The organism is Sporichthya sp., assembly GCF_013815995.1.
Lineage (GTDB): Bacteria > Actinomycetota > Actinomycetes > Sporichthyales > Sporichthyaceae > Sporichthya.
This window is the reverse complement of sequence record NZ_JACDFE010000060.1, coordinates 15,075-19,501: the sequence shown is the minus strand read 5'-3', so window position 1 is coordinate 19,501 and position 4,427 is coordinate 15,075. Positions and strand designations below refer to the sequence as shown.

The 4,427-nt window shown below is 71.0% G+C and carries 5 protein-coding genes and 1 pseudogene; 4 read left to right on the top strand and 2 right to left on the bottom strand.

All coding sequences use genetic code 11. The annotated features are described in order from the left end of the window. Positions 1-366, bottom strand: a 366-nt coding sequence (locus H0X00_RS09155; RefSeq protein ID WP_293769281.1) for an alpha/beta hydrolase fold domain-containing protein, incomplete at its 3' end; no start/stop codon positions are given. 95 nt (positions 367-461) lie between these two features. Here H0X00_RS09155 and H0X00_RS09150 point away from each other — a divergent pair. After that, positions 462-2,000 (top strand): AMP-binding protein, encoded by a 1,539-nt coding sequence (locus H0X00_RS09150; protein ID WP_293769279.1) that lies wholly within the window; start codon positions 462-464, stop codon positions 1,998-2,000. Between the two features lie 40 nt (positions 2,001-2,040). On the opposite strand, the gene H0X00_RS09145 is transcribed toward H0X00_RS09150, so the two are convergent. Then, complete coding sequence (locus H0X00_RS09145; RefSeq protein WP_293769277.1) at positions 2,041-2,562, bottom strand: MaoC family dehydratase; 522 nt, start codon at positions 2,560-2,562, stop codon at positions 2,041-2,043. 46 nt (positions 2,563-2,608) lie between these two features. Here H0X00_RS09145 and H0X00_RS09140 point away from each other — a divergent pair, with 46 nt between their 5' ends. From H0X00_RS09140 to H0X00_RS23775, 3 genes and pseudogenes are all read left to right on the top strand, one after another. Continuing rightward, entirely contained in the window at positions 2,609-3,328 is a 720-nt protein-coding gene (locus H0X00_RS09140) for a maleylpyruvate isomerase family mycothiol-dependent enzyme (protein WP_293769275.1), read from the top strand. A 167-nt stretch (positions 3,329-3,495) separates the two neighbouring features. Then, positions 3,496-4,218 (top strand): hypothetical protein, encoded by a 723-nt coding sequence (locus H0X00_RS09135; protein ID WP_293769273.1) that lies wholly within the window; start codon positions 3,496-3,498, stop codon positions 4,216-4,218. Continuing rightward, positions 4,190-4,336 (top strand): annotated as a pseudogene (locus H0X00_RS23775) (propanediol utilization protein); the annotation flags it as partial. The gene H0X00_RS09135 and the pseudogene H0X00_RS23775, both read left to right, overlap by 29 nt. Positions 4,337-4,427 lie beyond the last annotated feature (91 nt).

Below are 4,427 nucleotides of genomic sequence, written 5' to 3'. Positions count from 1 at the left end.
CTTCGCCTCCGGCGCGCGCCGGTAGTCGACGGCGACGACCACGCACGAGGCGCCGGCCGCGAGCTCGCGGCAGACCCCGTCGTGGGTCTGCAGGTCGCCGAGCACGAACCCGCCGCCGTGGAAGAACACCAGCAGAGGAAAGGGGCCGTCGCCGGTCGGGGTGTAGAGCCGGACCGGGATCTCACCGCCCGGCCCGGGGATGGTGCGGTTGGCGACGTCGGCCAGGGTCGCGGTGCTGCGCCCACCCATCGCGCACATCATCGCCAGCTGGGCGCGGGCCTGGGCGACGGTCTGCTGGTAGACCGGCTTGCCGCCCATGGCCCTGGCCTGGGCGAGGACGGCGGCGATCTGCGAATCGAGTGGCATGTGCGGCCTCCAGGGACGGCCTTCGGGACGGGCCGAGCGGGGTCAGGCTAACTTCGTGGCGGAGTTCCGACCGAGGCGCCCAGTGGAGGCACCGCATGCGCGTTCCCCTGACCGTGTCCGACTTCCTCGACCGCGGGGTCACCGCGTTCGGGGACTCGACCGCGATCATCGACGAACCGGACCAGCCGGCCGCGCCGGTGCCGACCACCACCTACCGCCAGTTCGGCGAGCGGGTGCGGGCCTGGCAGGCCGGCCTGGACGCCCTCGACGTCGCCCCCGGCGCGCGGGTCGCCGTGGTCAGCCACAACTCGGCGCGGCTGATGGAGCTGCTGCACGCCGTGCCCGGCACCGGGCGGGTCTGCGTGCCGATCAATTTCCGGCTCCGCCCGCACGAGGTGCAGTTCATCGTCGACCACAGCGAGGCCGACGTCGTCTTCATCGACCCCGAACTCGACGCGGACCTCAAGGACGTCAAGGGCGCCCGGCACCGGTTTGTCCTCGGCGAGGAGACCGAGGCCCTGATGCGCTTCGGCGCCGAGCCCCGCCCGTGGGCCGATCCGGACGAGGACGCCACCGCGACGATCAACTACACCTCCGGCACGACGGCCAGCCCGAAGGGTGTGCAACTGACCCACCGCAACATCTGGCTCAACGCGGTCACCTTCGCGATGCACCTGCGGCTGTGGGAACGCGACACCCTGATGCACACGCTGCCGATGTTCCACTGCAACGGCTGGGGAATGCCCTACGCAACGGTCGGGCTCGGCGCGACGAACGTGGTGATCCGCAAGATCGACGGCGCGGAGATCCTGCGCCGGGTCGAGGGGCACGGGGTCAGCATCATGTGCGGCGCCCCCGCGGTCTGGGCCGCGACCCTCGACGCTGCCGCGGAGTTCGAGACGGTGCCCGGCCGCGACCGGGTCCGCATCGTCGTCGCCGGCGCTCCCCCGCCCTCGCGCACCATCGAGCGGATCGGCAGCGAGCTCGGCTGGACGTTCACCCAGATCTACGGCCTGACCGAGACGGCTCCGCTGCTCACGGTCAACGTTCCCGACCCGGTGGATGACGACCTGCCCGCGGAGGAGAAGTCGCGCAAGATGTCCCGCGCCGGCAAGCCCGCGCTCGGGGTGCGACTGAGCATCTCCGACGACGGCGAGGTGCTGGCGCGTTCCAACGTCGTCATGGACGGCTACTGGCGTAACCCGGACGCCACCGCCGCCGCCCTGGAGGACGGCTGGTTCCACACCGGCGACGGCGGAACCCTCGACGAGACCGGCTACCTGACCATCGGCGACCGCAAGAAGGACATCATCATCACCGGCGGGGAGAACGTGAACTCGATCGAGGTCGAGGACACCCTGTTCTCCCACCCCGCCGTCGCCGAGGTCGCGATCATCGGCGTCCCGTCGGAGAAGTGGGGCGAGACCATCAAGGCGCTCGTGGTCCTCGCCCCGGGTGCAGAGGTCACCGAGGCCGAACTGATCGCGCACTGCAAGGAACGTCTGGCCGGCTACAAGGCGCCGACCTCGGTGGAGCTGCGCACCGAGATCCCGCGCACCGCCACCGGCAAGATCCAGAAGTTCAAGCTGCGCGAGCCGTACTGGGCCGATCAGGGTGGGCGTCAGGCCAACTGATGTCCGACGCCGCCGCGATCCACACGACGAAGCGCCGGGCTCAGCCCGGGTTGCGCCGGGCGATCATGTTCATCGCCCGCAGCGTCATCACCGGCAGGTCGTCGGCATTGATCAGCGCGGCGTCGGTGAAGATCAGACCGCGGTCCGGCTTGGACTTCGACGGCCGGGCCTCGGCCGTCGTGACCCGCAACTTCAGCTGGTCGCCGGGTCGCAGCGGAGCCGGCCAGCGCACCTCGTCGATGCCCGGTGAGGCCAGGCTCGCGTTGTGCGTCAGGTAGTGGTCGGCGAACATCCGCATCATGAGACTCGCGGTGTGCCAGCCGCTGGCGATGATGCCGCCGAACGGGCCGCTGCGGGCGTAGTCGCGGTCGATGTGGATGGCCTGCGGGTCGAACTGGCGGGCGTACTCCACGATCTCGTCCTCGGTCGCAGAGAGGTGGCCGTACTCGTAGGTGCCGCCCTCGACGTAGTCCTCGAAGTACCGGTCGTCGACCGGGGAGGTGAAGTCCGTGCCGAGGCAGCGTGTGGTGGGGGCGGGGCGCGAGGAATGCGGAGCGGACATGGGGCCAGCATGCCTTCTAGATTTGCCCCCGACGAACGGAGGCCCGATGACGCCCGAGCAGCACGTGCAGTTCCTCCGCGCCGAGGCGGATGCTTTCAGCCGGGTTCTCGCCTCCGGCGACCTCGATGCCCAGGTTCCGAACTGCCCGGGCTGGACGCTGGCCGATCTCGCCGCGCATCTCGGCAGCGTCCACCGCTGGGCGCGCGGCGCGATGCTGACCGGCCCCAGCCACCTCGAGACCCGTCCGATCCCGGCCGGACGGGACGCGATCGTCGACTGGTTCGCCGAGGGTGTCGCGGCGCTGCACGAATCGCTGACGCAGATCGACGCCACGACACCCTGCTGGACCTTTGAGGAGGTCGACACCGCCGCCTTCTGGATGCGCCGCCAAGCCCACGAGACCGCGGTGCACCGGTGGGACGCGGAGTCCTCGCAGGGCACGCCCGGCGGCATCGACGCCGCCCTCGCTGCCGACGGCGTGGCCGAGGTCGTCGACATGTTCTTCCCGCGCCAGGTGCGGCTCGCCCGGATCCCACCGCTGCAGCGCAGCCTGCGCCTGGCCCCGGACGAGGGCGCCGCATGCACGCTGGCCGGGGACGGCACCGGGACCGGGACCGGGACAGCGGCCGACGCCGAGCTGGCCGGGCCCGCCGAGGCCCTGCTGCTGGTGCTCTGGGGCCGCACCGTCGTCGACGACCCGCGACTGCGCCTCCGCGGCTCCCGCGCCGCCGCCGAGGAGGTCTTGGCCGCCGCCATCACGCCCTGACCCTCGGACAGTGGGTCTGGACATTTTGTAGTGTATGTTCAATACTGAAAGTCCATTCTAGAAACGCCCCGGGGTGTCAGCCCGCAGGGGCGCATGTCAGCCGGCGTGCAGGCTGACATGCGCCCGTACGGGACGACGTCCCGCAGAGGAAAGAGGGGCCCGGCGGCATGAACGCGTTCGCGCAGAAGCTCTGCATCCACCTGACCGGCCTGTTCGTGGTCCTGGTCGGCGGGGGCTTCGCCGTCGCCGGGTGGATCCCGCCGTTCTCCCCCGACGGCTCGTTCGAGGAGATGGCCAAGAACTTCCACGATCAGGACAACGTCCGCGTCGCCGCGGCGATGTTCTTCTTCGGCGGCGCCGCCTTCGTGTTCCCGACCTGCGCGATCGCCGCCCAGCTGCGTCGGATTGAGGGCTCCGCCCGCCCGGTCATGACGTGGGCTCAGTTGCTCAGCGGCGCCATCGGCGTGCTGGGCATCCAGATCCCGGCGGCCATCTGGCTCGCGATCTCCTATTACGACGGCACCGACCCCGACATTGCCACGACCCTGAATGCGATGGCCTGGTTCTTCCTGTTGGGCGCGGTGGCTCCGGCGGTCTTCCAGAACTTCGCCATCGCGGCGGTGGTGCTGTCCGGCGACGGCACCGTCTACTCGCGCTGGGTCGGCTACGTGAACCTCTACTGCGCGCTCGGCCTGATGCTCGGCGTCCTCACGCCGTTCTTCAAGGACGGCCCGTTCGCCTGGAACGGCGTGGTCGGGTTCTGGATAGTCGCGGTCGACTTCTTCATCTGGGTCTTCGTCATGTGGATCACCACGCTGCAGGCCATCAACGCCGACACCGGCGAAGCGGAGGGGGCAGCCGATGGGCGGCGGGTTGCAGTACACGCCTGAGGACGAGGGCAACCACGCCACGGGCGACGACCCGTGGTGGCAGGAGAGCGTCTTCGTGCACTGGTACGACCCCGCGGTCGGGGTCGGCGGCGTCCACCGGATCGGACACGAGCCCCACAGTGGGGGGGGGGGGGGGGGGGGGGGGGGGGGGGGGGGGGGGGGGGGGGGGGGGGGGGGGGGGGGGGGGGGGGGGGGGGGGGGGGGGGGGG

What these genes read in the sequence shown, in the direction of transcription:
- H0X00_RS09150 (WP_293769279.1), top strand. Translation starts at nt 462, where the DNA reads ATGCGCGTTCCCCTGACCGTGTCCGACTTCCTCGACCGCGGGGTCACC.
- H0X00_RS09145 (WP_293769277.1), bottom strand. Translation starts at nt 2,562, where the DNA reads ATGTCCGCTCCGCATTCCTCGCGCCCCGCCCCCACCACACGCTGCCTC.
- H0X00_RS09140 (WP_293769275.1), top strand. Translation starts at nt 2,609, where the DNA reads ATGACGCCCGAGCAGCACGTGCAGTTCCTCCGCGCCGAGGCGGATGCT.
- H0X00_RS09135 (WP_293769273.1), top strand. Translation starts at nt 3,496, where the DNA reads ATGAACGCGTTCGCGCAGAAGCTCTGCATCCACCTGACCGGCCTGTTC.